This window comes from Occultella gossypii (genome assembly GCF_019947135.1).
Classification (GTDB): Bacteria; Actinomycetota; Actinomycetes; order Actinomycetales; family Beutenbergiaceae; genus Occultella; species Occultella gossypii.
The window spans coordinates 1-24,939 of record NZ_JAGSHT010000023.1; the positions used below are offsets into that span (position 1 = coordinate 1).

Below are 24,939 nucleotides of genomic sequence, written 5' to 3' on the forward strand. Positions count from 1 at the left end.
GACGGCACCGAATCAAACCCCGCGTCCACCGCGAAGTCAGAATTCGACACCGCCTGCATCACACGCAGCGACCGATTCACACCCCACGCATCGTGAGACTCCCCCGCCCCCACAGACAACGCCAGGTCCGCATCCCCAGTCCCCTGGCCGACCAACTCAACCGACCCATCCCCCACCGGATCAACCACCGACCAACCAGACCCCAACACCGCACCCGAGAAATCATCCGACAACAACACCGTCGCCGCGGTTGCTGGTGACGCCATGCCTGCAAGAGCCACTGCTACGGCCCCGGCAACCGCCACCACTGCACGGAAGGGTCGGGTCGAACTAACTGCACTCTTCGCGTTCATGAGGAACTTCCGTCGACTTGGTGGATGAGTTCGGGTGGGGTCAGCATTCGGCCTTGGACTCGGGCTCGAAGCCGCCCTGCACTGATGCGAGCCCGCCGAGCCGAGTACGCAACTGCGAACGCCGCCCCGGAGGAGAGGTCATCCGGGAGAGAGCCGGTCGTCCTGGAGAGCGCACGAGTTGTACGCCCGAGCAGTCGCAATCGGATGAACGTCGGGCTTCCCTTCGTCGCCGGATCGAACCATGTGGCGATCTCCGCGGCAGAGGTTCGGCCCTGCCGTGACGAACTCTCATGGACGCGGCGTCGGAACAGGCGTCTGTCGACAAGGTCGAACGTTCCCATTGCCGCCATCTCCGCGAGGAACGTGACGTCCGAGGAGATGTAGGGCCGAATCAGTCCCGTCCGGGTCATCGGCTCACGCCGCATGACGCCGAAAGCCGCGTTGCAAAGGCTGAAGCGCCAAGCGAAGGAGGCCACCCTGCGCCACGGCGCTCGGGCCGTGATCTCGAGTCGCTCGTTGTACTCGCGGACCTCGTCGCCGACGCCGTCGATGATCGTCGCCTGCGCGAACGCGAGCACTGCGTCCGGATTCGCGTCCAGTGCCGCGACGCACGAACTCACATTCTCCGGCTCGAGGAGGTCGTCGTAGCCGGCCCACTTGAACAGTTCGGCACGCGAGTCCGTCACGAGTCGGTTGTAGTTGTAGGCCGCGCCCATGTTCCGGTCGTTCCGGACGAGTCGTACCCGGGGATCCCGCTCAGCGAACGATTCGACGATGGCGACGGTGCTGTCGGTCGAGGCGTTGTCGGAGACCACCAGTTCGAAGTCGTCGTAGTCCTGTGCGAGCAGGCTCTCGAGGGTCTCCGCCAGGTAGGCCTCGCCGTTGTAGACGGGAAGCCCGATGGTCAGCCGGGGCGTGCTCACAGTGCCTCCACGGTCGGCGCGAGGCCGAGGTCGGTCAGTTCGTTGACGATCTCGGTGCGATAGGCGCCGTTCATCACGATCACGAGCGCCGGCTCGGCGTCGGTGAGGTCCTTCGGCGCGAGGACACGGTGGCCGGTGCCGGCCATGTACTGGTTCTGCTTGAACGGGTTGATGTCGACGACGCCGCCCACCAGGGCGGCGTCCGCACCGAGTGCGGCGAGGAACGCGACACCCTTCGACCCGCCACCCCAGATGACCGTTCGGCCGCCTTCGGCGTGGACGGTCCGGATCCGGTCCCGCCAATGCTCGACCATCGTCCGGTGCCCGCGAGCGAATCGCGCGGCGGCCTCGGCGAGCGCCGCCGGGTCCTCCTCGATCGGGAGCGCCGCTGCTGCGCCGTCGACCGTCGGCCGGGCCTCGACGAGCAAGGTCTGGTCGGAGTACGCCCGCTTGATGCTGAGCACGTCGAACCCGGCAGCCCGGAACAGCCGGCCGACCGATCCCGCGGAGAAGTAGGAGCTGTGCTCGTAGTAGACGTCCCAGAACGCGACCTCGTCCAGGACCCGCTGCACGTCGGGCACCTCGAACAGCAGCACGGTGCGCTCGACGTCGGTGATCGCGGACCGGATGGACTCCAGGAACTCCCGGACCGGGGCGATGTGTTCGAGCGTGTGACGGCAGATGATGGCGTCCGCGTCCAGCTCGGGCAGGTCCTGCGGGAAGAGTCCCTGGATCCAGGTGACGGGGACGTCGTCGGTGATCCGGGCGGGCTGCACACCCGGGTCCACGCCGATGCCGGCGCCGATCCCGGCGCGGGCCATCTCCACCAGGAACTCACCCTTGCCACAGCCGATCTCGACGACGGTCCGGCCCGTCAGCGCGTAGCGCTCGACCCAGTCCGTGGCCAGGTCATGGATGAATGCCTGGAAGGTCGGCGAGAAGCCCTGCGTCTCCTCATAGTCCTGCGAGTACGTCGTCAGTGTCGGGTCGTGGCGGCAGTTCCAGATGAGTCCGCACACAGGGCACAACGCCAGCGCCAGGTCACCCTTCGGGAAGTCGACGGCGGCGGCCTGGTCCCCGAGGAGGAGGCAACTGTTGACCGGCACCGGTTCGCCCACATGGAAGGGTTCGGGTGCTGCGGTGCCGCATGCCGGGCAGGTGCCCGCGGTCACGGGGTGACTCGTTCCGCGAGGTCACTGCGCTGGGTCTCGCCACTGCGAGGTGCACTCGAGCGCCTTCTGCGACCGAGGAGACCGTCGAAGACGCCCACGTAGGCACGGGCCTGGAGCGACCAGGCCAACTCGTGCTCGATGCGGCTCCGGCCGACCCGTCCCATCGCCGTCCGTCGCTGCGGATCGTCGAGGAGATCGGCAATCGCCTGCGCGGACTGAGCGGGATCGTCACCGGAGACGTACACGGCCGCGTCACCGGCGCAGCGACGGGTCTCCCGCAGGTCCGTCGCGACGACCGGGATCTCGTGGGCCATGTACTCGAGGGTCTTGTTCATCGTCGAGCGGTGGTTGAACTCGTTCTGTGGGTCCGGCGTCACACCGAGGTCGGCGGTGGACAGCCAACGACCCAGCTCGTCGTGGTCCACCTTGCCGGTGAACGTCACCCACGCATCCAGGCCTCGGGCGGTGGCATCCGCCTTGAGGTCATCGAGGCTGTCACCGAAGCCGAGCAGGGCGAACCTCGTGTCCTCCCGGCCGAGGTCGTGCACGTAGTGGTCGATAGTCGCCAGGAGTCCGTCGACACCATCCTGCGGCCCCATGATGCCGACGTAGCAGACCAGGTGCTCGCGTCCGTCACGCAACTCCGGATGCGCTTCCCTGCGGCGCATCCGGTCCGCGTCCGGGGTGCTCATCACGACGGCGGTCCGGCCTGCCGGCACGCCACCGCGTTCGAGGGCGACGTCCCGATAGGCGGGGTTCGGGGAGATCACGCGGTCCGCGATCCGGTAGGTCATGGCCTCCAGGAGCAGGAGCGCGCGGTGCAGCGCGCCCCGCTTGCCGAAGCGGGCCTCGTAGACCTCCGGGCAGAGATCGTGCTGATCGAACACGTATCGCCGGCCACGCAGCTTCCAGAGCGCCCCGAGGAGCCAGTAGGTGTCCGGCGGGTTGCAGGCTTGAAGCACGTCGAAGCCACGCTCACGGTTCACCGTGATCGACAGCCGTGCGGTCTGCAGCCAGCACAGCGCGAACTCGCGGAAGTAACTCACCAGCCCAGAACTCTCCGGTGGGGCCGTGTAGGAGTACACATGGACGCCGTCGGCCACATGCCGATCGGCCTCGCCGGCGGTCTCCTTCGGGCAGATGACGCTCACGTCGTAGCCGGCACGCACCAGGGCGGCGCACTCGGTCCGGACCCGGCGGTCGATCCGGAGCGGCAGGTTCTGGATCACGATCAGCACGCGTGGCTTCCGCCCGGAGGCCGCGCCGGCCGCGACCGACGTCCTTCCGTTCCGGCGATTCCACATGTGTCCGCTCTCCTGTCATTGGGTGCAGGCGGCGGAGGAACTCACCAACGCGAGTGCGCACGACCCGACGGGCCGCGACCTCACCTCGCTCGATCCCCCGAACGCAGTGCTTCTCATTGCAACGTACTGAGGACGCCCGGCCCCCGATAGGTGATGGACGGGTGATCTTCCCCCACCTTCTGCCATCACCCCGGGGTGAGAGGAGGAGGGGGCAGCATTCCCTGACAGGCAGTCCTATGGACGGGATACTCAGCGCGTGGTCTCAATCATCATTCCAGCGCACAACGAGGAGCGGGCACTGCCTCGGCTGTTGGACGCGCTCCAAAGCACCGACGGATCCCCATCCGAGGTCGTGGTCGTGGCGAACGGCTGCTCGGACCGGACGGCGGACATCGCCCGTGGCCACGGGGTCACCGTGATCGAGACGCCCGTGCCGTCGAAGATCCGCGCCTTGGCACTCGGAGACCAGCACGCCTCGTCCTACCCGCGGATCTACGTCGACGGCGACGTGGTGCTCGGTGCCGATGATGCGAGGGCGCTCTGCGGCGCACTCACCGAAGAGATCCACGCTGCGGGCCCGACCAGGCACCTGCCGATGGACGGGGTGTCGGCGCCGGTCCGCTGGTATTACGACGTGTGGCAGAGGCTGGACGGCGTCCGGACCGAGTTGTACGGACGCGGTGTGATCGCCGTGAGTGAGCAGGGCCACGCTCGGATCCGGGACTGGCCGGACACGATGTCCGACGACCTACACCTGGCCATGAGCTTCGCCCCCGAAGAGCGCACCGTGGTGCCCGGCGCGCGGGTCACGATCAGGCCGCCGAAGACCTACGGCGACCTGTTGCGCCGACGGATCCGTGCGATGACCGGCAACACCCGCATGTCGGCTGCGCCCGGCGCACCGCCCGTGCGTGGCGCCGGTGCGACGCCGGGAGCGCTCGCCCGGATGGTCATGGCCGAACCCCGCCTGCTGCCCGGGGTGGTCGTCTTCGTTGCCACCGCGGCGATATCGAAGCTACTGGGACGCCGCGCGGCGCGGCGCGGCGACACCACCTGGCTACGGGATGAGAGCAGCCGGAGCTGACGGTCCGATTGCCTCACACCCCCTCACCCCCTGGTGAACGGAATTCCCACCGAAGGTCACCCCCCAGTCACCCGACGCTGCTTCACACGCTGCCCTAGATTCCGGAGTGTTCGAGCAGTACCTACCGGCTGTAGCCATCGGGCATGGGGAGATACGACGTGAAATTGCGTAGAGATGGCGTCACCTGGCGTGAGATCGACGGCGAGATGGTCATCCTCGACCTGAAGACGTCCAAGTACCTGACCACGAACCGCGCCGGCACCACACTGGTCAGATTGCTCGCCGAGGACCGAACGACCGGTGATCTCACCGACGCGCTGGTGACCGAGTTCGGTATCAGCACCGACCAGGCCGCCGGTGACGTGGCCACGTTCGTGGACTCCCTCGAGCAACGGGGACTGCTGCAGGACGCTGCGCGTTGAGGCGCGCCCAAGAATTCCGGCACATTCAGGCCGGGGCCACACGACGACACGTCGAGGGAGGTGACATCACCATGTACGAATCTCCGATGATCCAGGAGGTCGGCTCCGTCCGCGACCTCACGCTGGGCGAGGGCTGGGCCGGGAGCGACGACACGTTCCTGTACTTCATCCGGTACGGGACCGACCCGTCCTCCTGACCGCGGTGAGAGCGGGCTCGTTGGCCGATGCTGGTCAGCGGGCCCGCTCCGTTTCAGTGCTAGCGGCGTGAACCACCCAAATCGACTCGATTGGACCATGACATGACGGAAGCGCCCCCGGTGGACGGGTTCGTCCGATCCGACGCTTTCGAAGTGGCGACCTGCTGGAAGTACGGCCTGAGTGAGCCGACGCCCCTCCCGTCCCGGCTTCAGTCGCCGCGCGCCGCACTGGAAGCGGCAATCCTGCCCACGCTTGTCGACGGAGCCTGCTACGTCACGTTCTCCGGTGGCCGCGACTCATCGGCGATCCTCGCGGTCGCGACTCACCTGGCCAGGCGAGAAGGGCTGCCCGACCCCGTGCCGGTGACTCGCCGCTACCCGAACGTCCCGGACTCGGACGAGTCCGAGTGGCAGGACCTCGTCATCGATCACCTCGGCATCGACGACTGGCTCAAGCTGGAGTTCACCGAGGATGAGACCGATCTTCTCGGCCCCGCGGCCCAGGCGAGCGTGCGGCGTCACGGCCTGCTCTGGCCTCCCGCCGTGCACAGTCATGGTCTGGTCTACAGCCACTTGACCGGCGGGACGATGCTGACCGGAGAGGGCGGCGACGAGGTACTCGGCGCGCGTCGAGTCACGCCGCTCACCTTGCTGCGCCGGCGCCGCCGCCCGACCCGCACGCTCCTGCGCGGAGCGGCGCAGGCGCTCTCACCGACGTTGGTGCGCCAGCGTCAGATACGCCGCGAACTGGAATCGGCGCGGCTCCAACACTGGCTCCGCGCCGACGCCAAGGACCGGCACCTGCGGCGCATAGCCGCCGACGAAGCCACCGAGCCGCTGCGTTATGACGCCGCTACATGGTGGATCACCAGGCGGCGCAGCTGGACGACCATGGCGACGAACCAGGCTCTGATCGCCGGGACCTACCAGGTGCGCACTTCGAACCCGCTCCTCGACGTCGGCTTCGTCGCGGCATTGGCACATGCCGGAGACACCTGGGGATTCAACGGCCGGACCGCGACGATGAAGGCGCTCTTCTCGGACGTGCTGCCACCGGCGTTGCTGGCCCGCCGGACCAAGGCAAGTTTCAACAAGGCCTACGCCGGCAGGTACACCCGCGAGTTCGCAAGGGACTGGGACGGCTCCGGGGTCGACGACAGCCTCGTGGATCCGGAGATCCTGCGCGGCGTCTGGCTCTCCGACGCCCCGACCATGTCCACCGCGATGCTGCTCCATCAGGCCTGGCTAGCCGCCACGGTGACACGATGAGCGTCCGCCGGCCCCCGTTCGGTGAGTGGCCATGGATCGTCGCGGCCCTTGCCCTCGCGATCGTGGCCGAACTTGGCCTGCGCACCGCGGGCCTGCCACGCCTTGCCCGCGCGTTCGGGACGCCCCTGCGCACCGATGACTCGACTCGCGCCGAGCCGGCTCACCCCACCGGCCCTCCGGTCCTGGATGATCGGGCCCGACGCCAGGTGCGTGCCACTCGCCGGGTGATGCGTCATTGGCCGTTCGGCGACACGTGTCTGCGCCAGGCACTCGTCAGCGGCGCCCTGCTCCGCCGGCTCCGACCGGAGTTGCTCGTGGGCGTGGCCAAGATCGACGGCCACGTGCGCGCGCACGCCTGGCTCGAGATCAATGGCGGCATCCTCGACCCGCTGGGCGCTGCATCGTCCTACACACCGTTGCTCTCACTCGATGCCATGGACACGAAATGAACATCACCAAGTTGTACGGCCTGAACCTCGACTCCGAACTGCCACTGCATCAGACGAGGCCGGCCGACGGTCCGACCGACGTGACGATCCGGCTCGGTGCAACCATGGAGGCCACCGAGTCCGTGCCTCCCGGCCGCGTGCTGCTCCATCTCGACGGCGACAAGCAGTATTACTCCGCCACCGACACCGGATCGGGGTACCTGCTCCGGTTCTACCGCACCTGTGACTTCGAGCTCGACCAGGAACTCACCACGGTCACGGTCCGCCTCGTCCGTGGCGCCGACCCCGAACGGGCCGGCGTCCTCGCCGCGGGGACGATGCTTTCCTTCCTCCTCGCCATGCGCGGTCGCCCGGTGCTGCACGCGAGCGCGGTCCAGGTCGGCGACGCCGCGCTCGCATTCGTGGGCCGGTCCGGCATGGGCAAGTCGACGATGGCGACGCTGATGTGCGCCGACGGTGCCCGTCTCATCACCGATGACGTACTCCACCTCGACCTCGATGCGGCACCGCCGCGGTGTCACCTCGGGGCCACCGAACTCCGCCTCCGCAAGGCGGCCGGCGACCTTGCGGCCCGGTTCACCGTCCCGCCCGTGCACCGAGTCACGGGCGACGACCGGGACGCGCTCGCGACACGTCCAGCTGATACCGATGGCCTGCCGCTGCGCGCGATCGTGATCCCGGCGCCCGACCACTCGGACCAGGATCGGGAGCCGGAGTTCACCCGCCTGTCCCAGCGGGACGCGCTGCTGCACCTGCTGATGTTCCCTCGCATCGTGGGCTGGGAGGATCCAGCCGCCGTGGATCAGCAGTTCCAGCACCTCAGCGATCTCGTCGAGACGGTTCCGGTCTACGTCGCCCGGCTGCCCTGGGGGCCGCCCTTCCCGCCGTCCATCGCCGCACAGGTACGCGCCGCGGTGGGGTTGGGTCAGTCGGTCGCCTCGGTCTCGACACCGGCCAGGTAGACCTCCAACGCGGCCTCGTCCGCCGGGAGTCGGTTGGCCTTCGGGACCGCAGGCGTCCGGCGGGCCCGTTCGCGCACGCCGAGCAGTGCGTTGTGGCCGGCTGCGGCGAGCGTGCGGCCGGCGCCCGGTTGCGCGGCCCGGGCCACCAACCGCGCCAGGCCCGGTTCCTGACGAGCGTGCGGTACGGGGGCGACTCGATCCACAGCCGCCGTCAGGGCACCGAAGGCGCCGGACAGGCCCAGGCGACGGGTCAGGTCCGCGGGCGCCGAACCGGCGCCGAGGACGCGCCGGGCACGTGCCAGGACCAGGGCGACGTGCGGCTCGGCGCGCCACGCCTTGGCTCGGCGAGCCACCTCGTCCCAGTCCTCGATCTGGGCTGCCAGCCGGTCGGCGTCCACGAGGAGGAGGAGTCTGTTCGCGCCGGTCAGAGCCGCGTGCAAGCACACGTGCACCAGGGAGTCGGCCGGCGACAGCGCCCAGGCACGGTTCAGGCCAAGCGCCACTGGGGTCCTGCGGTCCAGGAGCTCACGGGTCGGTACGGCGAACCGCGCTCGCCGCACGGCCATGTTGATCATGGACCAGTGCAGGTCCATCAGCAGGCCGGAGGGACTGACCCAGTGCATCTCCCCGGGGGTCTGGGGGTTGCGCAGCATGTCGTCGTAGTCGGCGACCGTCCAGCCGGCCGCAAGGAGCCGGTGCGCGACCTCACGCAGATCGCTGGGATCGACCAGGGTGTCGACGTCGTGGTAGGTCCGCAGGCCCTGCGCGGGATGTGCCGTCTCGGAGAGGAATGGGCCCTTGAAGGTCACCCAGTCGATGTCCTCGAGGATGCCGCCGAAGTCGTCGAGCATGATCGTGGCCCGGATGTGCACGCCCATGGCGTGGTCCCTGTCGATTCGCAGGAGCGCTGCGTCCTCCGGGGCACTGTCCCTGAGCGCGAGGTGCACGAGCGGCGCGACGCGGTGGTACCGGGCGGCCTGGACCAGGTCCTGCCGCGCGCCCTCCCCCGGGGAGGCGAGGCCGCGATCGCCCCGCGCAACGGCCACCAGCAGGTCCGAGACCAACTGCCTCGTGCGGCGATCGACCCCAGTGGCGCCACCGGCACCTTCGGACGATCGCGTCACCGGGCGAGGGCCTTCCGGATCGAACGAACCACAAGAACTCCCGGGCGTCTTCGGGCCGGTCCCCGGCTACGGGACGGCGATAGGCGGTGGCCCTGCGCTCATCTGGCAGGTGACGAAAGGCTAGCGTGGGCCGCCGGCCGCGGGGGCCGATTGGCGGGGATCCGCGAACGTGGACCGCGACTCCACGTCGCGGCATCGCCGTACGTCAGGACGCCTTGACCACGTGCACGAAACAGCCTGGGACATCGGCGTCGGGGCGCCGGTCCGCCGCCGGGGTGGCCCGGACGAACCGCTCGACCTCGTGCTGGACGGGGAGCAGGTGCGGCAGCTGCGCTCGTCCGTCCCGGAAGACGGCGTGCCCGCCGACTGCGATCGCGGGCCACCAGTTCTCGATCTCGGCACGGATCCCATCACCGGACACGGAGGCGTCGAAGAACACCAGGTCGAACGGGTCCTCGCCCGGTTCATGCAGTCGCGTGTCGCCGACGACCAGGTCGACCTGATCGGCCAGTCCCAGCCGATCGAGGACCTGCTCCAGTTCCGGCCCCCAGACGTCCTGCTTGGGGTTGCCGTCGATGGAGGTCACCCGGGCACCGGTCGCCGCGTAGAAGACGGTGGAGCCACCCCGGAATCGGCCTAGTTCAGCGACCCGCGGTCGGTCGATCGCGGTCAGGATCCGGTAAAGGTACGCGGCCTCGTCGAGATCGAGCCGGCTGAACCGGTGGTTCAGCCAGTTCGAGGAGAACAGCCAGGCCAGGTCCTCGAAGTGCTCCACCGGTGCTCGGAATGCCGGCTCGGTCTGCGCGGTATCCCAGTCCGCCGCACGTGCCATTCGGTCCGAGAGCGAGAGCAGGAGCTCCGCGCGCACGTGTGGGTCGCGCATAGCCGATCGGACCAGAGCGAGCCCCACCCGACTGCCGACCAATGCCGAGGCCATGCGTCGCCCTGCCGAACGCATGCCCGACCCGGCCGCTCTCGGGGGCCCGAGCCAGATGCGGTCGGAGACTGGTGATCCCGCCGAACGCGACGGCGGGAAGCTGCGTTTGAGTGTCGATAGCACCACGGGGACTCCCCCAGGAGTTCGGTCATGTCGCGGCGCGGGCACGCCGAGTCGATTCGACAGTGCCCCCTGCCGTCATTCCTGACGCGGTGAACGTTAGTACCGACCGAGGCCGCCCGTGGGCCGAATGCTCGGCTGAAAGAAACCAGATCCTGCCGTGGCCGATCGGCCCCGGCAGGCCGTGGTGCCGCTCAGAAGATCCGGTTCGACACCTCCGCCGGCGCCAGCAGCAGTTCCTTGAGCTCATTGTCGACCTTGAGCAGGGTCAGCGAGGCGCCGGCCATGTCCAGGGAGGTGCAATACTCCCCCACATAGCTGCGGAACACCGAGATACCCTGGTCCGCGAGCTTGCGGTGGGCGATCCCGTAGAGCAGGTACTGCTCGCTGATCGGGGTGCCGCCGAGACCGTTGATCATCAGGGCGACCTCGTCGCCGGAGGAGTACGGCAGGTCGCCGACGACGGCGTCGAGGAGGATGTCCACGATCTCGTCGGCACTGGCGAGCTTGACGCGTTCCCGGCCCGGTTCGCCGTGGATGCCGATCCCGACCTCCATCTCGTCGTCACCGATCTCGAACAGGGGTGTGCCACGCTCGGGCGGGGTGCAGGAGGTGAGCGCGATGCCCATGCTGCGCACGGACGCGATCACCTTCTCCCCGATCCGAACCAGCTCCTCCAGCTCGGCGCCGTTCTCCGATGCGGCGCCGGTGGCCTTGATGACGAAGAAGTTGCCCGCCACGCCGCGGCGCCCGACGGTCCAGGTGGAGTCCTTGACCGCGACATCGTCGTCGACGAGCAGGGCGCCGACCTTCATGCCGTCGGCCTCGCACATCTCCTTGGCCATCTCCCACGCGGTGCGGTCGCCGGTGTAGTTGTTGACCAGGTGCAGGATGCCCTTCGGGGAGTAGAGCAGCTTGGACGTCTCGTAGACGAACTCCACGGGAGGCCCCGCGAACACGTCACCGGGGCACGCGCCGTCGAGCATGCCCTTCCCGACGATCATCGTGTGCGCGGGTTCGTGACCGGAGCCGGAGCCCTGGATGATGCTGACCTTGTTGTCGTTGGGGGCATCCGCCCGATAGATGAGGTTGTAGCGCGGGTCGTAGTCGAGCGCCCCGCCGCTGGCGAGCTGGATGCCGGTGAGCATCTCGGGGACGAACTGACGTGGGTCGTTGACGAACTTCTTCACTGTCCGGCTCCTTGCCGTGAGTCGCGCCACGCGGCGCTGATGTCCTGCAGGATCACCCCGATGGCGGTCGCCCCCGCGTCCACCGATGCGCGGCTGCGTTCGCCCGTGTAGGCGGCGCGGCCCCGTTTCGCGAGCATGCCCAGCGTCGCCTCCGCGGCGGCGACCGCCACGTCGGCTGCCTTCTGCACGGCGGCGACCCCGCCGTCGTCGAACCCCTCGGCGATGCTGGCCTCCAGCGAGTCGACCGCCGGCACCAGGGCATCGAGCAGGGTCTTGTCCCCCAGTTCCGCCTGCCCGCGCTGGGAGATCCCGGTGATCGAGGCCCGCAGGACCTCGATCAGCTCGGGCCCGGTGAGGCGGGTGCGCTCCCCCGCGGCGGCCGCCGCACGCATGAACGCCGTGCCCCAGATCGGCCCGCTGACCCCGCCGACCTTGCCGGCGATGACGAACCCGACCTTCTTCAGCAGCGCGCCCACGCTGGTGTGGTCGAAGGAGTCGAGGTCGGCCTCGACCACCTCGAAACCGTTGCGCAGGGAGAACCCGAAGTCGCCGTCCCCCGCCACGGCGTCCAGCTGCGCGAACTCCTCGGCGTTGTCCACGATAGTCCGCGCCATCGTGCGCAGGACGAGGTCGACGTCGTCGTTCGTGTCCGTCATGCCTACCCTCCTTGGTCGGTGCGGTGCTGGGTGCGATTCACTCCAGGCAGCTGAGCAGGTCGGCGAGGCCGATCACGGTGTCGGGCCGGGCGGCGCCCCGGTTGGCCAGGACGAGGGCGGGCTCTCCACCGGGGTCCCCGAGCGAGGTGACCACCAGGATGGCCTCGTCGTTCGGTTCGGTTCGCGTGTACCCGTTCACCGTCAGCACGCACCGCAGGCCTGCGCCGGTGGCGGCGAGCAGCCCGTTGCGGGAGTCCTCGATGACCAGGGTCCTCCTCGGGTTCGCCCCGAGCCGTTCGAGCGCGAGCAGGTAGATGTCCGGCGCCGGCTTCTTCGCCGGCACCACGTCCCCGGCGAGGATCGCGTCGAACGCCTCGGCCCGCCGTGGCCCGACCGCCTGGGTCAGGATGGCGCGCACCGATGCCTCCGCGGACGTCGAGGCGACGGCGAGCTGCCAGCCGGCGTCCTGGGCGGCGGTGATGATCCGGGTGACGCCGGGCCGGGGCGGCAGCGCGCCGTCGGCGACCAGTTGCGTGTACCGGGCGGTCTTGTCCTTGTGCCAGTCGGCGATCATCGCCGCCTGTTCGTCGAGGTCGGTGGGCAGGTTGTTCGCGGCGACGAACTCGGGGGTGAGCTCGCTCGCCATCCGTTCCTTGCCGCCAGCGATCTGCAGCTTGGCGGCGTAGTCGGCCTCGCTCCAGTGCAGGGGCACCCCGACGTGCTCGAACGTGGCGTTGAACGCGACCCGGTGCCCGTCCCGCTCGGTGTCCGCGAGCACGCCGTCGCAGTCGAAGATCAGGGTGGCGCTCACGTGACGGCCCAGGCCTTCCCGGCGCTGCCGAACATCCGGATGTGCTCGGCGGCCATCTCCTGGACGGCCGCGGTCTGCGCCCGGAACAGCGACGGCGGGTCGTACGTGCCCGGGTTGGCGTTCATGTAGTCGTAGCCCGAGGCCATGAACCTGATCTTGAGCGCCGTGGAGATGTTCACCTTCGCGCAGCCCCGGGAGATCAGGTCGCTGAACTGCGCCGCGCTCATCCCGGTGCCACCGTGCAGTGCCACCGGGATCCCGGCCGCCTCGACGATGTCTGTGACCCGCTTGTTGTCCAGGGTGGGCGCGGCCCGGTACATGCCGTGCGCGTTGCCGATGGCGGGCGCGAACACATCCACACCGGTGGCCTCGATGAAGGCCAGCGCGGTCTCCAGGCTGAGCTCGGGCGGTGGGGCGTCCCCGGCGAGATCCTCCACCCGGGCGAACGGCTCGATCTCCCCCTCGACCAGCGCGCCGTACTCCCGAGCCTGCTCGACCACCTCGACGCACTGGCGCTGGTTCTCCTCGACGCTCAGCTTCGAGCCGTCGAAGAGCACGGAGTTCCACCCGGCCTCCAGGCACGCGGTGATCAGGTCCCGGTCCGGGCAGTGGTCCAGGTGCAGCGCCACCGGCACGCTCACCCCCTCGGCGAGCTCGGCCCAGAGCGCGTACAGCACGTTCACGCCCATCGCCTCGACGGTCTTCACCGAGGTCTGCACGATGAGTGGCGCTCGTAGTTCCTGCGCCGCGGCGAGCACGGCCGCCATCGTCAGGTCGTTCACCACGTTGATCGCGGCGACCCCGTACCGGTCCTCGAATGCCCGGTCCACGATGTCCTGCGTGGGCACGATCGGCATCATCCACCTCCGATTCTCATGACCCCTCCGCCCGGTCCGTCACCACCAGCTCGAGGACGGCCCGGGCGTTCGGCTCGTCCACCACGAGCGCGTCGACGATGCCGGCGCGCAACACCCCGAGAATGGCGAGCGGCTTCTCCGGCCCGCACGCGACGGCTACGACGGCGGGGATCCGCCGCAGCTCCTCCAGCGACAGTGCCATCACCCGCTCCAGGTGCGGTGCGGTGATCGCCCGGCCGGAGGCGTCCACATACGTGCCGAGCACGTCCCCGACGGCGCCACGCGCCCGCAGCCGCGCGATCTCGGCGGCGGACAGGCACCCGGACCGCACCATGGTGCACCCGTCGTCGGTCCCGCCGATCCCCACCAGGGCCAACGCCGCCTCCGCGGCGAGATCGAAAACACGGCCGACGGCGTCCTGCTGGCGCAGTTGGTCCCGCACCTGTCCGTCGGCCACGTAGGCGGGCGCGTAGAGGCTGTGCGCGGTGCCGTCGGAGGCGTCCGCGAGCGCCCGGGCGATCTCGTTCGGGTTGGTGGGCGCGTCCACGAGCGGCGATCCGCCCATGGCGCTGACGAACACGCATCCGGTCGCGGCGGGTCCCCGGAACGCCCCGGCGAGAGCCGCCAGGTCCCGGCCGTGCCCGACGGCCACCCGGACCCCGTCGGTGAGCCGGCGCTCCAGGTACCGGGCCGCGCTGCGGCCCACCAGGGTGCGCTGCTCGGCAGCTCCCTCGGCGGCGGGCGCCACGATCGCGTGCCGGAGCCCGAAAGCCTCGGCGAGGCGGTCCTCGAGGTCGAGGTCGAGGCCACGCGGGGTGTCGATGTGGATGTCCACCACGCCGGTGGCGCGGGCCCGCTCGAGCAGCCGGCCGACCTTGGGCCGGGACAGCGCGAACTCCTCGGCGATCTGTTCCTGCGTGCGGGCGTCGACGTAGGACCGGTACGCGATCCGGGCGAGCAGCTCGTGCTCGTCAGGGTTCAGACCCACGGGCATGGCCGCCTCCGACACCTGAGCATCCGCTCACCACTGAGCGGATGCTCGTCAAGGTAGCACCGCGCGAACGCCGAGCGGAAGGGCTGACGCCGGGAGGCGTCAGTACGCGAGACGACCCCCGCCCGGCCCGCCGCCCGGGCCGAGCCCGGCACCGCCGTCGGGCATCATCTCGGCCCCCGCGTCGGAGGTGAACGCGACGTCGAGGTCACCGACGGTGGGCGCCTCGAACGTCGCCACACCCTCCTCGGGGACCAGCCGCAGCCGCGGGGTGGGCCGTGGGGAGCCCTTCGCGACGGCGTCGTCGGCGCCCCAGTCGTCGATGAGCGTGAGCAGTTCGCCGACCAGGTCGTTGATCCGGTCCCGCGCTCCCGCACCCGGTTTGTACGAGGGCAGCGGCGCGGCCGCACCCGGGCCGGCGAGCTCGGCGTAGTCGGTCGCACCGGCCACCGGCGTCCGGTAGCCGGTGCCCCACGCCCCCAGCCAGTTGCCCAGCCCCGTGGCCGAAGTCCGCATCCGGATCCACCGGTGGTTCTCGAACCCGAACCCGGGGGTGCCGCCCGGATCGCCGCCGGCGAACTGGTCCACCAGCTTGGCAGCGCCGGCCCGGCCGCGGGCCGCGAGCGCATCGACGATCTCCTTCGGCATGGACAGGTTCATCCCGCCCTCGTCGCCGGAGTGGTAGATCGTGACCACCCGGTCCCGGTAGCCGGGCAGCACCAGCTGGGCGTTGTCGACCCACACCTGGGACGTGGTCACCAGCGCGTGGGCGAACCCGAGCAGTCCGCCAAGGCCCGACGGCGTGAGCGTGTGCCAGTGCCGCAGCGCACCTACCGCGTTGTGGGTGGGCAGGAACGTGTTCTTGGCCTGGTCCGCCTCGGGTGCCCGGCCGGCGGCCAGCTGGCCGAGGTTGATCGCGAACGTGGGCCGCCGTGGCAGCGGGCTGTCGAAGAAGTGCACGGGCAGGTTCGCGCACAGGCCGCCGTCGGAGAACCAGTTCGGCTCGAACTCGGGAGCCGCGATCGCCGCCAGCGCCTCCTCGGTACCTGCGTCCGGGTGCTCGCCCAGCCAGGCCTCGGCCGTCTTCCGGTACCTCGTGTTCACGCCCCTGCTGAAGTCGATCGACTCCAGCGGCACGGCGGAGATGAGCACCGGGAAGCTCAGGCTCATCCGGGTCGCGACCACGATGGGGACGTCCCGCGGTGCGGGGAACGGCACCAGTCCACGCCGGCGGGCGTGCGCGCGGGTGAGCGCCGTGTAGCGGTCCTTCACGGTGGTCCCGGTCACGGCCGGCGGGTGCTGCTCGATCCAGGCGACCACGTCCTCGGGGAAGTAGCGGCGCCAGACCGCCGGGTCGATGTAGTAGCCGCGGCTGTCCCACGGCATCGACATGGGCTGGTACCGGGTCACGTTCGTGGTCATCATCCGCAGCGTGATGCCGGCGTCGGCGAGCTGCCCGAACGTCACCGGCCCCTCGCCCCCGCCGCGCCCGGGCCCGCCGCGCCCGGCCATGGTCTGGATCCGCTCGTGCAGCCAGGGTGTGAGCGCGGGCGCACTGTGCCGGGACTGCTCGCTCCGCCCGCTCTGCCCGCCGTAGCCGGCCATCCCGGTGCACATCCCCCACCCCTGCAGCCGGCCGAGCAGCCCGGCAGCGGAGATCACGAGGCCGAACACGGCACCGAGCAGCGCCAGGACCACCCCGGCCACGACCCCGGCCCACCGGCCGCCGCCACCGCCCGAGACCCCGGCGACCACCGCCAGGGCCACGCCCGGCAGGGCGCCGAGCACCAGTGCCCACCAGAACCAACGCAACGTCGCGAGCGCCTTCGCACGCACCGCCGTCGACCCCTTCGACCCCATCCCCGCGGTGGCGACCCCGAACAGCGGGGCCGCCGCCCGGGTCGGCTGGAACAGCCGGAACAGGGTGGACCCGCCGGCGGGCGAGGGCGCGGTGATGTCGTCCGGCATGCGCTCCAGCTCGGCGAACCCGCCGGTGCCGCGCCCGAGCTCGGCGGCGGCGGCCGCGGCGGCGGCGATGGCCCCGGCGGACGCGCCACCCACCGACCGGAGCCGGTAGGTGCGGGCGAGCTCGGTGACGGCCCGCGGGTAGATCACCCCGGAGGTGATCCCGCCCTTCATGACCAGGTCACACTCCAGCTTGGGGTCGGACCAGTCCTCGCTCATGACGACCTCCTCGGTTGGGGCGTTCTCAGTCCGGCGGGAAGAGCCGGTCGTAGTACGCGGCGACGACCTGCCTGGTCATCGCGGTGTAGGGCGCGTCTTCGGCGACGAAGGTGGCCACGTCGGCCACGCCGCGTTCGAACTGCTCGCGCAGGCCCCGGTCCTGCGGATGCCGGCCGATGGCCGCCTTCAGCGCGGCCAACGACTCCAGGTGACCGACGAGCTGACGCACCACGCGCCGTCGGGCCTCGACCAGGCCACGCCGCTGCAGCGCGCACACCTTGATCGTGGCCTGCCCCTTGCGGCTCTCCCGGCCGGAGTCGTTGCGGCTCGCCCGCACCCAGCCCTCGTCGATGCCCGTGGTCTGCCACACGAACTCGAGGTGCTTCTCCGGGTGGTCGAGGTAGGGGTGCAGCAGCAGCCGGTCCTCGCGGCCCTCCTGTCCCGGGCGGCTGGCGCGGCGGGACTCGGAGCCGATCGGGAACGCGTTCGCCTTGCCGGCCGTCTCCTTGATACCCGGCAGCTCCTGGGCCCGCGGGCTGTTGCAGTCGGTGCAGGAGGGCAGCAGGTTGTCCCAGTCCGAGGCGAGCCAGTAGTAGCCGGGCGGGGTACGCACCCCGTTGATGGTCACCTCACCCTTGGGCCGGTAGTGCTCGACGGCGAAGGGCTGGGTCGCCCCGTACGTCGACTCGCAGTAGGCGCACTTGTTCGAGAAGGCCCGCTCGAGCGCCTCCTTCACGTCCGGCGCCTTGTAGACGGAGTACTTGCCGTACTTCGCCGTGCCGTCCCAGGTCGCGTAGAACGCGGCCGCCGCCGCGCGCTCGCGCTCGGCTTTCGCCGAGGACAGGGTCGGCGGCGCGGGCGGGCGCGGTACCCGCCTCATCGCTGTGCTCCCCGGGCCGCCGGCGGCCCTGGCAGCCGCGCCGTCCACAGGGCCGCGAGCTCGGAGGTGACCTCCGCGGAGGTGCGCGTCACCTCATCACCCACCTGACGCCGTCGGGCGATGAACTCGTCCGCCGAGGCGAGCAGCAGCCGATCCCGTTCGGTGCTGCCGAGCACCCCGATCGCGTCCAGCCGGGCGCGCACGTGCGCCAGCTGCGACTCCTGTTCGGCGCCCCGTTCGGACAGCCCCTGGAGCTGGTAGTACTGCGCCCAGAGGTCGTCCAGCTCCGGGTCGTCGGTGCTGCCCAGGCCGAAGTGCTCGGAGGTGAGCAGCTGGTCCACGCGCATGCCCTGCACCGAGGGCAGGTCGGTGATCGCGATGACGTCGGCCTCGGCGTTGCGGCGGATCACCGTGACCTCGCCGTCGAGCAGGCCGCGCAGGCAGAGCGGGTCGTGGGTGGACACGATGAACTGCACCCGCGGCATGAGGGTGCGCAGCGCGGTCACGATCCGCATCCGCCAGCGCGGGTGCAGGTGGGCGCCGAGCTCGTCGATGAGCACGATCCCCTCCGCGAGGCCCACCTGGTCCCAACGGGTCAGGACCGTGCGCAGCACGTCGCAGGCGAGCACCAGCATGGACTGGTACCCGTCGCTGAGTTCGGTGAGTTCGGCCACGGAGGCGTGCTGGTGGATCCGGACGACCTTGCGGCGCCGGTCCGCCTCGATCTCGGCGCTGTCCTCCAGGGCGAGCAGGTCCGCGAGGCCCTCGGCGACGTCGGTGAACACCGTCTCCGGCAGGGACAGCAGCCATGCGGTGGGGTCGGTGAGCGGGCGGAACGGGTCGAACAGGTTGTCCACCCAGGCGCCGGCGCGGTCCGGGCGCTGCGGCGCCGGGCCGCGGGGCAGCAGCCGGGTGGCGCCGTAGCCGAGGAGCAGCACCGGGGCGGCCTCGGGGCCGGTGAAGTCGGTGTCGCCCGTGCCCCAGGTCAGTTCGAACGGCTGCGAATCACCGGTCAGGTAGACCTGCACGCGGCCGACCCGGGCGCGGTGGCGCAGGTACGCGCCGGCGTCCATGGCGAGCTCGCGTCGGTAGGCGCCGCCGATCAGGGTGAGCGCGATCGCGTGCAGGATCGAGGACTTGCCGCACCCGTTCTCGCCGAGCAGCACCGTCCACGGTCCGTGGGAGCTCGTGGACGTCGAGAAGTCCAGGTCGAGGTCCCGGATCGGCCGGAAGTTGCCGATGACCACCCGGTCGATCCACTTCGTGGCGCCGTAGTAGCTCGTCGCCTGGGTGGGTGCGAGTGGGAGGTTCAGGTCGTAGCCCGGGCGGGGCAGCGCCATGGCGGGCGTGTGCCCGACGCCGCGCTCGGTCATCGAGGGGAACGCGTCCGGGGTGAGGTTCGCCCGCCGCGCCGCCAGGGAGGACCGGTTCAGGGCGAGCACCTCGATGGTGACCCGGCCCCGTTCGGTGGTCCCGGCGACCGTCCCGTCGACCTGGTAGAGCAGGTGGGCGGCGAGGTCCTCCCGGCCGGGATCGAGGAGCAGCGCGTCCTCGCTGGTCCATGGCTCGGGCGCATCGGACCGGGCGCCGCGCACCGGGAACCGGCTGCCCTTGGCCCGCACGCAGTCCGCGCACGCGGGCAGCAGGTTCGACCAGGTGTACTCCAGCCATCGGTAGTGGTCCGGGCTGACCGAGCCGTCCTCGTCGACGGCGTTCCCCGGCGGGCGGTGGTGCGTCACCACCGCGGTATCGGGATCGATCGGGGTCTCGCAGTACGCGCATCGGTCGCCCGTCATGGCCAGCAGCGCTGCGACCACGCCGGGCGAGCGCAGGCCGTCCGCGCGGGCGCTCTTGACCAGGGGGCCGCGCCCGCCGGCGGTCAGCTGCTCCGAGCGCGCGCGGGCGAACTCCTCGGGCTCTGCTGGGCGCACCAGTCGCATGGGACCTCCGCCGACCGTTGGGCGACATCATCCCACCGGGCCAACTCCTCCGGTGGGCGTTTGCTCAGCGAAGAGGTGCATGCGGCGACCGTGATACCGGCCGCCCGTTGGTGCAGGTCAGGACCGGCTGATGTTCGGCAGGGCCGCGAGCGCGGTGTCCCCGGCGGCGTCGCGATGGAGCATCGGCACGATCACCCAGCCGGTGCCGGAGCGACCCGGGCTGACCACGTGCGCGGACTTGCCGTCCGGGGCGGTCCAGTCGGATCGGCGCCATTCGGCAACGACCGAGTCGGCGACGTCACCCACCTTCATCACGTGGTCGAGATCGCACACCCACGCACACGATGTCTCACCCATGTGCCACCACTCCCCGGTTCGGTCCAATTCGTTCCCTTGAGCGCTCTTCACGCTAGTCCGGGATGTGATACGGAGCACTAGCCGGATCGGGTGATCTTGAGGCCGTCCCGCGTTCACCCCGGGGTGAGCACAGGGTGAGGCCTCACCCCCACCGAGATCGGCATCGCCCGTACCGCCACCCGCCGCCGTCATCCCTGGCACGATCACCGGAGGCGCAGCAATGGTCATGAACAAGGAGCAGCGATGGTGAAGGTCCTGGTGGTGGGCGCGGGGATCCTCGGACTGGCGACGGCGGCGCGACTGGTCCGCCGCGGCGACGAGGTCATCGTCGTGGACAAGGAACTCTCGGTGGCGCGGCACCAGACAGGTCGCAACTCCGGCGTGATCCATTCCGGCCTGTACTACGCACCGGGGAGTCTGAAGGCACGCCTGGGCACCGCCGGCGCGGCGAGCATGACGGCATTCGCGCAGGACCACGGCGTGGCGGTGCGCACCTGCGGGAAGCTCGTGGTCGCCGTCGACGACGCGGAACTGCCGGGCCTGGCCGAGCTGGCCCGCCGGGCGGAGGCGAACGGCGTGCCGGCGCGACTCATCGACGCCGCCGAGGCCCGCGAGTACGAGCCGAACGTCAAGTGCGTGCGCGCGCTGCGGGTGGAGAGCACCGGCATCGTCGACTACGTCGGCGTGTGTGAGGTGCTGGCGCGCCAGATCGCCGACGGCGGTGGGCAGCTCCGCTTCGGCCGCACCTTCCGCGGTGCGCGCACCGTGGGTGGGCGCGTGCGCGCCCGGGTGGACGTGGTGGATCCCGACGGCGGGACGGAGCGGGAGGACATCGTCGCCGATGCCCTCGTGGTCTGCGGCGGCCTGCACGCGGACCGGTTGGCGGACGCCTGCAACGTGGTCCCGCAGGCACGGATCGTGCCGTTCCGTGGCGAATACTTCGAGTTGGTGCCGGACAAGGCGGATCTGGTCCGGACGCTCATCTACCCGGTGCCCGACCCGCGGTTCCCGTTCCTCGGGGTGCACCTGACCACGATGATCCACGGCGGTGTGCACGCCGGCCCGAACGCGGTGCTTGCCCTGGCCCGGGAGGGCTACACCTGGCGGGACGTGAACCTGGCGGACCTGCGCGGCTCCCTGTCCTGGCCCGGGCTGTGGCACCTCGGGCGCCGCAACATCGTGCCCGGCGCCGGGGAGATCATCCGGTCGCTGTCCCGGGCGCGGTTCGCGACCAGCCTGTCCCGGCTGGTGCCTGGCATCACGGCGGCGGACCTGGTGCCGGCCCCGGCCGGGGTGCGGGCGCAGGCGCTGCGGCGCGACGGGTCCCTGGTGGACGACTTCCTCGTCCAGCGTGCGGACCGGCAGCTCCACGTGCTGAACGCTCCGTCGCCGGCGGCGACGGCGTCCCTGGAGATCGCCGCGCACCTGGAGTCGGAACTGGACGAGGTCCTCGCCGACGCGGCAGTCTGATGCGATGACCCACATGGACCAGCAGGTGCACTTCATCACCCTCGCCACCGCGGACCTGGATGCGGCCCGCCGGTTCTACGCCGAGGCCCTGGGGTGGACGCCCACCCTGGACGTGCCGGGCGAGATCCTGTTCTTCCAGGTGGCACCGGGGCAGATGCTCGGGCTGTTCGACGCCGTGAAGTTCAACGAGGACCTCGGCGCCCCGGCCGGCCCGGCCTCGGTCTCCGGGGTGACGCTGGCCCACAACGTGGCCGGACCGGACCAGGTGCGCGCCCTGGTCGAAGCGATGGCCGCCGCCGGCGGCGCGGTGCTCACGGCGCCGCAGCCCGGGGCGTTCGGCGGGATCTTCCACGCGCATGTCCAGGACCCGAACGGGGTGATCTGGGAGATCGCGCACAACCCCGGGTGGAGCATCGACGCCGACGGCACCGTCCGGTTCGGTTAGTTTCCGGGCACTCCGGGACCACCTCCGATGACGAATGTCGGTGGCCCGTGCCATCGTGTTCCCATGGCCGCTCACGCACACCGCATCCCGCTCTCGATCGACTACATCGAGATCTCGGTGACGGACCTGCCCGTCGCCCAGGAGTTCTACAACCGCGCCTTCGGGTGGGAGTTCACGGCCTACGGGGACGGCTACGCCGGCATCCGCACCGCCGCGGAGTCCCCCGGCGAGGAGGCCGGTGGCCTCGCGCTCGCGTCGGAGATCAAGGTCGGCGGACCCCTGGTGCTGCTCTACAGCGAGGACCTCGACGCCACGCTGGCGGCGGTGACGGATGCCGGCGGGCGCATCGTGAACGGACCCTACGAGTTCCCCGGCGGCCGCAGGTTCCACTTCACGGACCCGAGCGGCAACGAGCTCGGCGTCTGGGCCGAGGCGTAGACCCGGCCCCTCGGCGTTCTCGACCTCCGAGGAGAAGGACTCAAGATCGGGACGGCGGCCATGGCCAGAGGACCTGGGCCGTCACGAGCGCTGCCGCCGCAGCCTCGTAACCCTTGTCCTCGCGGGACCCGGGCAGGCCCGCCCGGTCGATCGCCTGGGCCTCGTCGTCGCAGGTCAACAGCCCGAAGCCGACGGGAACGCCGTGATCGAGGGCCACCCGGGTGAGTCCGTCGGTGGCGGCCGAGCACACGTAGTCGAAGTGCGGTGTGCCTCCGCGGATGACCACGCCGAGGGCCACGACGGCGTCGTGGCTTCGGGCCAGGCGATCGGCGGCCACCGGCAGCTCGAACGATCCGGGCACACGCAGCACGGTCGGCTCGGCGACCCCGGCCTCCCGGCAGGCGCGCAGGGCACCGTCGAGCAGGCCGTCCATGACCTGCTCGTGCCAGGACGCGGCGACGACGGCGACCCTCGCCTGCGGCAGGTGGGGCACCTTCTGGTCGGGGCTTCCGTGTCCGCTCATGCGCTCTCTCCGGTCTGGTGGGGTAGGTCGACGAGGTGGTGTCCCAGTCGGTCCCGCTTGGTGGTCAGGTAGGCCAGGTTCTCGGGCGTGGGGTGGGTGGTCAGGTCGACGGTGCCGGTCACGTCGACGCCGCCGGCCCGCAGCGCCTGCGCCTTGGCCGGATTGTGGGTGAGCAGTCGGACCGAGCGCACGTCCAGGTGGTCGAGGATCCGCGGGACCACGGCGAAGGACCGCGCATCGACCGGCAGGCCCAGGTCGAGATTGGCGTCGACGGTGTCGCGGCCGGTCTCCTGCAAGGCGTAGGCACGCAGCTTCTCGATGAGGCCGATGCCACGCCCTTCGTGCCCGCGCAGCAGCACCAGCACGCCGCGTCCCTCGCGATCGATCCGGGCCAGGGACTCCTGGAGCTGGGGTCCGCAGTCGCACCGTCGGCTGCCCAGGACGTCACCGGTCACGCACTCGGAGTGCACCCGGACGAGGACGGGTTCAGGACCGCTGACGTCGCCGCGGACCAGCACCAGGTGCTCGGCTCTCGATCCTGGATCAGTGCCGCCCACGGGGTCGGCCTCCCGCACTGCGAGCGCGGTGAACACCCCGTGACTCGTGGGCAGCCGCACCGGCTCGGTGATCTCCAGTCGGGTGATCGTGGCTCGGCGGTGCGCGGCGAGGTCCTCGATGGAGATCATCGCCAGGCCGTGGTGATCGGCGAACTCCCGCAGTGCCGGGCCGCGCATCATGGTGCCGTCGTCGTGGACCAGCTCGACCAGCACGCCGACGTCCGGTAGGCCCGCGAGCGCCATCAGGTCCACCGCGGCCTCGGTGTGCCCGCGACGCTCGAGCACGCCGCCGGCGCGGGCCCGCAGCGGGAAGACGTGCCCGGGACGGGTGAGGTCACCCGCTGTGGTGTCGCCTCCCGCGAGCAGTCGCAGGGTGCTGGCGCGGTCGGCGGCACTGATTCCGGTGCTGACGCCATCGCGGGCATCGACGCTCACCGTGAAGGCCGTGTGCAGCGGGTCCTCGGTGCGTTCGACCATCAGCGGCAGACCGAGACGGTCGGCGTGGGCGGCGGGCATCGGGGCGCAGATGATGCCGCTCGAGTACCGCACCGTCATGGCCAGCAGCTCGGGGGTCGCGGCAGCCGCGGAGAAGATCAGGTCGCCCTCGTTCTCGCGTTCCGCGTCATCGACGACGACCACGGGCCGGCCGGCCGCGATCTCGGCGACGGCGCGGGAGACGGGGTCGAGGCGGAGCGCGTTCATCGTCGCGCCACGGCCTCGAGCCCGGGCCGGAGGTTCTCGACGTACTTGGCCAGGACGTCCACCTCGATGTTCACGCGAGATCCGACGGTGCGCAGGCCCAGGGTGGTGCGGGCGAGGGTCTCCGGGATCAGGCCGATGGTCACGACGGCGTCCGCCACGGAGGCAACGGTCAGGCTGACGCCGTCCACGGCGATCGACCCGCGGTCGACCACGTAGCGAGTGACGCCGTCGGGCAGTGCGACACGGATCAGGTGCCCGCCCTCGCCGGCCTCGTTGGCGATCACCTCGCCGACGCCGTCGACGTGGCCCTGCACGATGTGACCGCCGAGGCGGGCGTCGGCGCGCAGGGACCGCTCGAGGTTCACCCGGTCGCCGGCCGCGAGGGTGCCGAGCGAGGTCGCCATGAGGGTGGTGCGGATGACGTCGGCGCTCCACACCTGGCCGTCGTGCTCGGTGACGGTCAGGCAGCAGCCGTTGACGGCGATCGAGTCGCCCGGCGCGGCGTCGGAGAGGACGAGTGGCGCGCGGATGTGCACGCGTGCGGCGTGCTCCGAGGAGTCGATGCCCTCGACGGTGCCGAGTTCCTCGACGATTCCGGTGAACATGGTGATCCCTTCTGTTG

27 protein-coding genes are annotated in these 24,939 nt (G+C 70.7%); 9 read left to right on the plus strand and 18 right to left on the minus strand.

All coding sequences use genetic code 11. The features are described 5' to 3' along the window. From KCQ71_RS22925 to KCQ71_RS22940, 4 genes are all read right to left on the minus strand, one after another. Nucleotides 1-353, minus strand: a 353-nt coding sequence (locus KCQ71_RS22925; RefSeq protein ID WP_223410816.1) for a hypothetical protein, incomplete at its 3' end; no start/stop codon positions are given. Continuing rightward, on the minus strand, nucleotides 350-1,276 hold the full coding sequence (locus KCQ71_RS22930; protein WP_223410818.1) for a glycosyltransferase family 2 protein: 927 nt from the start codon (nucleotides 1,274-1,276) through the stop codon (nucleotides 350-352). The genes KCQ71_RS22925 and KCQ71_RS22930, both read right to left, overlap by 4 nt. Further along, nucleotides 1,273-2,448: a class I SAM-dependent methyltransferase gene (locus tag KCQ71_RS22935; protein ID WP_223410820.1), complete on the minus strand. Its 1,176-nt coding sequence runs from the start codon at nucleotides 2,446-2,448 to the stop codon at nucleotides 1,273-1,275. The genes KCQ71_RS22930 and KCQ71_RS22935 overlap by 4 nt, the downstream gene beginning before the upstream one ends. Beyond that, nucleotides 2,445-3,686 carry a glycosyltransferase family 4 protein gene (locus KCQ71_RS22940; protein ID WP_223410822.1) on the minus strand — a complete coding sequence of 414 codons (1,242 nt, stop codon included), beginning with the start codon at nucleotides 3,684-3,686 and terminating at the stop codon, nucleotides 2,445-2,447. The genes KCQ71_RS22935 and KCQ71_RS22940 overlap by 4 nt, the downstream gene beginning before the upstream one ends. Nucleotides 3,687-4,008: 322 nt before the next feature. On the opposite strand from KCQ71_RS22940, the gene KCQ71_RS22945 reads away from it, so the two are divergent. The 6 genes from KCQ71_RS22945 (at nucleotide 4,009) to KCQ71_RS22970 (ending at nucleotide 8,135) form a co-directional block, all read left to right on the plus strand. Beyond that, entirely contained in the window at nucleotides 4,009-4,836 is an 828-nt protein-coding gene (locus tag KCQ71_RS22945) for a glycosyltransferase family 2 protein (protein WP_223410824.1), read from the plus strand. A 158-nt stretch (nucleotides 4,837-4,994) separates the two neighbouring features. Beyond that, complete coding sequence (locus tag KCQ71_RS22950) at nucleotides 4,995-5,258, plus strand: PqqD family protein (protein WP_223410826.1); 264 nt, start codon at nucleotides 4,995-4,997, stop codon at nucleotides 5,256-5,258. 71 nt (nucleotides 5,259-5,329) lie between these two features. Beyond that, nucleotides 5,330-5,455, plus strand: a complete 126-nt coding sequence (locus KCQ71_RS22955) for a lasso RiPP family leader peptide-containing protein (RefSeq protein WP_133107788.1) — start codon at nucleotides 5,330-5,332, stop codon at nucleotides 5,453-5,455. A gap of 102 nt (nucleotides 5,456-5,557) precedes the next feature. Further along, nucleotides 5,558-6,724, plus strand: a complete 1,167-nt coding sequence (locus tag KCQ71_RS22960) for an asparagine synthase-related protein (RefSeq protein WP_223410828.1) — start codon at nucleotides 5,558-5,560, stop codon at nucleotides 6,722-6,724. Next, nucleotides 6,721-7,173 carry a lasso peptide biosynthesis B2 protein gene (locus KCQ71_RS22965; protein ID WP_223410836.1) on the plus strand — a complete coding sequence of 151 codons (453 nt, stop codon included), beginning with the start codon at nucleotides 6,721-6,723 and terminating at the stop codon, nucleotides 7,171-7,173. Before KCQ71_RS22960 ends, KCQ71_RS22965 begins: the two co-directional genes overlap by 4 nt. Further along, on the plus strand, nucleotides 7,170-8,135 hold the full coding sequence (locus tag KCQ71_RS22970; RefSeq protein WP_223410838.1) for a phosphoenolpyruvate carboxykinase (ATP): 966 nt from the start codon (nucleotides 7,170-7,172) through the stop codon (nucleotides 8,133-8,135). The genes KCQ71_RS22965 and KCQ71_RS22970 overlap by 4 nt, the downstream gene beginning before the upstream one ends. On the opposite strand, the gene KCQ71_RS22975 is transcribed toward KCQ71_RS22970, so the two are convergent. The 11 genes from KCQ71_RS22975 to KCQ71_RS23025 form a co-directional block, all read right to left on the minus strand. Beyond that, complete coding sequence (locus tag KCQ71_RS22975; RefSeq protein WP_223410840.1) at nucleotides 8,099-9,259, minus strand: nucleotidyltransferase domain-containing protein; 1,161 nt, start codon at nucleotides 9,257-9,259, stop codon at nucleotides 8,099-8,101. The two genes, KCQ71_RS22970 and KCQ71_RS22975, sit on opposite strands and share 37 nt — an antisense overlap. Before the next feature lie 205 nt (nucleotides 9,260-9,464). Continuing rightward, entirely contained in the window at nucleotides 9,465-10,142 is a 678-nt protein-coding gene (locus tag KCQ71_RS22980; protein ID WP_223410842.1) for a class I SAM-dependent methyltransferase, read from the minus strand. A 368-nt stretch (nucleotides 10,143-10,510) separates the two neighbouring features. Then, on the minus strand, nucleotides 10,511-11,506 hold the full coding sequence (locus KCQ71_RS22985) for a dihydroxyacetone kinase subunit DhaK (RefSeq protein WP_223410850.1): 996 nt from the start codon (nucleotides 11,504-11,506) through the stop codon (nucleotides 10,511-10,513). After that, on the minus strand, nucleotides 11,503-12,162 hold the full coding sequence (gene dhaL, locus KCQ71_RS22990; RefSeq protein ID WP_223410851.1) for a dihydroxyacetone kinase subunit DhaL: 660 nt from the start codon (nucleotides 12,160-12,162) through the stop codon (nucleotides 11,503-11,505). Before dhaL ends, KCQ71_RS22985 begins: the two co-directional genes overlap by 4 nt. A gap of 37 nt (nucleotides 12,163-12,199) precedes the next feature. Further along, a complete protein-coding gene (locus KCQ71_RS22995; protein WP_223410852.1) occupies nucleotides 12,200-12,973 on the minus strand; it encodes an HAD-IA family hydrolase in 774 nt (257 codons plus the stop codon). After that, a complete protein-coding gene (locus KCQ71_RS23000; RefSeq protein ID WP_223410853.1) occupies nucleotides 12,970-13,830 on the minus strand; it encodes a class II fructose-bisphosphate aldolase in 861 nt (286 codons plus the stop codon). Before KCQ71_RS23000 ends, KCQ71_RS22995 begins: the two co-directional genes overlap by 4 nt. Nucleotides 13,831-13,846: 16 nt before the next feature. Next, entirely contained in the window at nucleotides 13,847-14,824 is a 978-nt protein-coding gene (locus tag KCQ71_RS23005; protein ID WP_223410854.1) for a sugar-binding transcriptional regulator, read from the minus strand. A 99-nt stretch (nucleotides 14,825-14,923) separates the two neighbouring features. Beyond that, nucleotides 14,924-17,005, minus strand: a complete 2,082-nt coding sequence (locus KCQ71_RS23010) for a patatin-like phospholipase family protein (RefSeq protein ID WP_223410858.1) — start codon at nucleotides 17,003-17,005, stop codon at nucleotides 14,924-14,926. A 25-nt stretch (nucleotides 17,006-17,030) separates the two neighbouring features. Further along, nucleotides 17,031-17,885 (minus strand): HNH endonuclease family protein, encoded by an 855-nt coding sequence (locus KCQ71_RS23015; RefSeq protein WP_223410860.1) that lies wholly within the window; start codon nucleotides 17,883-17,885, stop codon nucleotides 17,031-17,033. Beyond that, complete coding sequence (locus tag KCQ71_RS23020; RefSeq protein WP_223410862.1) at nucleotides 17,882-19,825, minus strand: AAA family ATPase; 1,944 nt, start codon at nucleotides 19,823-19,825, stop codon at nucleotides 17,882-17,884. Before KCQ71_RS23020 ends, KCQ71_RS23015 begins: the two co-directional genes overlap by 4 nt. Before the next feature lie 117 nt (nucleotides 19,826-19,942). After that, nucleotides 19,943-20,182: a hypothetical protein gene (locus KCQ71_RS23025; protein ID WP_223410864.1), complete on the minus strand. Its 240-nt coding sequence runs from the start codon at nucleotides 20,180-20,182 to the stop codon at nucleotides 19,943-19,945. A gap of 243 nt (nucleotides 20,183-20,425) precedes the next feature. Between KCQ71_RS23025 and lhgD the strand changes: the two genes are divergently transcribed. From lhgD to KCQ71_RS23040, 3 genes are all read left to right on the plus strand, one after another. Continuing rightward, on the plus strand, nucleotides 20,426-21,652 hold the full coding sequence (lhgD, locus tag KCQ71_RS23030) for an L-2-hydroxyglutarate dehydrogenase (RefSeq protein ID WP_223410865.1): 1,227 nt from the start codon (nucleotides 20,426-20,428) through the stop codon (nucleotides 21,650-21,652). Nucleotides 21,653-21,656: 4 nt separating this feature from the next. Then, the gene (locus KCQ71_RS23035; RefSeq protein WP_223410867.1) at nucleotides 21,657-22,097 is read left to right on the plus strand and encodes a VOC family protein; all 441 of its coding nucleotides are present in this window, start codon (nucleotides 21,657-21,659) and stop codon (nucleotides 22,095-22,097) included. A gap of 63 nt (nucleotides 22,098-22,160) precedes the next feature. Further along, nucleotides 22,161-22,535 (plus strand): VOC family protein, encoded by a 375-nt coding sequence (locus tag KCQ71_RS23040; protein WP_223410869.1) that lies wholly within the window; start codon nucleotides 22,161-22,163, stop codon nucleotides 22,533-22,535. A gap of 40 nt (nucleotides 22,536-22,575) precedes the next feature. Here KCQ71_RS23040 and ribH read toward each other — a convergent pair whose 3' ends face one another. The 3 genes from ribH to KCQ71_RS23055 are packed head-to-tail and all read right to left on the minus strand — an operon-like array spanning nucleotide 22,576 to nucleotide 24,922. Next, a complete protein-coding gene (ribH, locus tag KCQ71_RS23045; RefSeq protein ID WP_223410871.1) occupies nucleotides 22,576-23,058 on the minus strand; it encodes a 6,7-dimethyl-8-ribityllumazine synthase in 483 nt (160 codons plus the stop codon). Further along, nucleotides 23,055-24,317 (minus strand): bifunctional 3,4-dihydroxy-2-butanone-4-phosphate synthase/GTP cyclohydrolase II, encoded by a 1,263-nt coding sequence (locus tag KCQ71_RS23050; protein WP_223410873.1) that lies wholly within the window; start codon nucleotides 24,315-24,317, stop codon nucleotides 23,055-23,057. The genes ribH and KCQ71_RS23050 overlap by 4 nt, the downstream gene beginning before the upstream one ends. Beyond that, complete coding sequence (locus KCQ71_RS23055) at nucleotides 24,314-24,922, minus strand: riboflavin synthase (RefSeq protein WP_223410876.1); 609 nt, start codon at nucleotides 24,920-24,922, stop codon at nucleotides 24,314-24,316. Before KCQ71_RS23055 ends, KCQ71_RS23050 begins: the two co-directional genes overlap by 4 nt. Between the last annotated feature and the right edge of the window lie 17 nt (nucleotides 24,923-24,939).

Coding starts and splice junctions, on each gene's coding strand:
- KCQ71_RS23000 (WP_223410853.1), bottom strand. CDS start 13,830: ATGCCGATCGTGCCCACGCAGGACATCGTGGACCGGGCATTCGAGGAC.
- dhaL (WP_223410851.1), bottom strand. CDS start 12,162: ATGACGGACACGAACGACGACGTCGACCTCGTCCTGCGCACGATGGCG.
- KCQ71_RS22965 (WP_223410836.1), top strand. CDS start 6,721: ATGAGCGTCCGCCGGCCCCCGTTCGGTGAGTGGCCATGGATCGTCGCG.
- KCQ71_RS23025 (WP_223410864.1), bottom strand. CDS start 20,182: ATGGGTGAGACATCGTGTGCGTGGGTGTGCGATCTCGACCACGTGATG.
- KCQ71_RS23020 (WP_223410862.1), bottom strand. CDS start 19,825: ATGCGACTGGTGCGCCCAGCAGAGCCCGAGGAGTTCGCCCGCGCGCGC.
- KCQ71_RS23050 (WP_223410873.1), bottom strand. CDS start 24,317: ATGAACGCGCTCCGCCTCGACCCCGTCTCCCGCGCCGTCGCCGAGATC.
- lhgD (WP_223410865.1), top strand. CDS start 20,426: ATGGTGAAGGTCCTGGTGGTGGGCGCGGGGATCCTCGGACTGGCGACG.
- KCQ71_RS22980 (WP_223410842.1), bottom strand. CDS start 10,142: ATGCGCGACCCACACGTGCGCGCGGAGCTCCTGCTCTCGCTCTCGGAC.
- KCQ71_RS22970 (WP_223410838.1), top strand. CDS start 7,170: ATGAACATCACCAAGTTGTACGGCCTGAACCTCGACTCCGAACTGCCA.
- KCQ71_RS23035 (WP_223410867.1), top strand. CDS start 21,657: ATGACCCACATGGACCAGCAGGTGCACTTCATCACCCTCGCCACCGCG.
- KCQ71_RS23010 (WP_223410858.1), bottom strand. CDS start 17,005: ATGAGCGAGGACTGGTCCGACCCCAAGCTGGAGTGTGACCTGGTCATG.
- KCQ71_RS23040 (WP_223410869.1), top strand. CDS start 22,161: ATGGCCGCTCACGCACACCGCATCCCGCTCTCGATCGACTACATCGAG.
- ribH (WP_223410871.1), bottom strand. CDS start 23,058: ATGAGCGGACACGGAAGCCCCGACCAGAAGGTGCCCCACCTGCCGCAG.
- KCQ71_RS22960 (WP_223410828.1), top strand. CDS start 5,558: ATGACGGAAGCGCCCCCGGTGGACGGGTTCGTCCGATCCGACGCTTTC.
- KCQ71_RS23055 (WP_223410876.1), bottom strand. CDS start 24,922: ATGTTCACCGGAATCGTCGAGGAACTCGGCACCGTCGAGGGCATCGAC.
- KCQ71_RS22955 (WP_133107788.1), top strand. CDS start 5,330: ATGTACGAATCTCCGATGATCCAGGAGGTCGGCTCCGTCCGCGACCTC.
- KCQ71_RS23005 (WP_223410854.1), bottom strand. CDS start 14,824: ATGCCCGTGGGTCTGAACCCTGACGAGCACGAGCTGCTCGCCCGGATC.
- KCQ71_RS23015 (WP_223410860.1), bottom strand. CDS start 17,885: ATGAGGCGGGTACCGCGCCCGCCCGCGCCGCCGACCCTGTCCTCGGCG.